General features: G+C 69.4%; 1 protein-coding gene. It reads right to left on the bottom strand.

Annotated elements, in window-relative coordinates:
- Positions 1–872, bottom strand: an 872-nt coding sequence (locus ACYVLJ_RS47910) for an IS481 family transposase (RefSeq protein WP_460443743.1), incomplete at its 3' end; no start/stop codon positions are given.
- Positions 873–989: the final 117 nt, after the last annotated feature.

The raw sequence follows: 989 nt of genomic DNA, 5'->3' as shown, positions 1-989 counted from the left end.
TGCAGCCATCGCGGTAGCGCTGCCCGGCGTTCGGTGTCGGTGCGGTAGGGCTGGGCATAGGCCCATTCCTCCAGCAAGGTGCGGTTGAAGCGTTCGACTTTCCCGTTCGTTTGCGGCCGGTAGGGCCGGGTGCGTTTCGGGGCGATCGCCGCGTCGTGCAGCGTGTCGCGCCAGAGACGGGAGCGGTAACAGGAGCCGTTGTCGGTCAGCACCCCTCGGACGGTGATGCCGTAACCGGCGAAGAACGCCTGCGCCCGGATCCAGAACGCAACCGCGGTTTCCCGGGTCTCATCGGCCAGGATCTCGGTGTAGGCCAGGCGGGAGTGATCGTCCACGGCGTTGTGCAGGTAGGCGTAGCCGTGGCCACGGCTGCCGCTGTTGCGGCGCCCGGCAGCGCGGCCGAGGACTTTGTGGCCGCCGCCGTCGGGGATGTTGCCCAGTTTCTTGATGTCCACGTGCACCAGGTCACCGGGCGCGGCGTGTTCGTAGCGGCGGACCGGCTGGCCGGTGACCCGATCGAGGTGGGTCAGCCGGGGCAGCCGGTAGCGGCGCAGGATCCGGTGCACTGTGGAGGGGTTCAAGCCCAGCAGGTAGGCGATCCGCGCGGGTCCCCACCGGCGGATCACCCGGACTTTGATGACCCGCCGCTCGGTCTCGGTGGGAGTCTGGTTGGGGCTGGTGCGAGGGCGGCTGGACCGGTCGGCCATGCCGGCTTCGCCGTGGTCGCGGTAGCGGTCGGCCCAGCGGGCGGCGGTGGAGACCGACACCTGGAACCGTTCCGCGGCCCGGCGCAGCGGCCAGCCGTCCTCGACGACACAACGGGCCAGGCGGAGTCTGCCGGTCGGGGTCAGGGGTGCATTAGCGTGGGTCACGAGGGCCTCCGTTGATCGGTGTAGACGTCGCAATCCACACCGAACCCGGAGGCCCTCCCTTATGCCAAGATCATCCGGTCACGTGTCGCCACGATCGCAACCTCCCCGGACAGAACA

It is taken from the genome of Amycolatopsis stemonae, from assembly GCF_054781455.1.
This window is presented reverse-complemented; position numbering and strand designations above follow the sequence as displayed.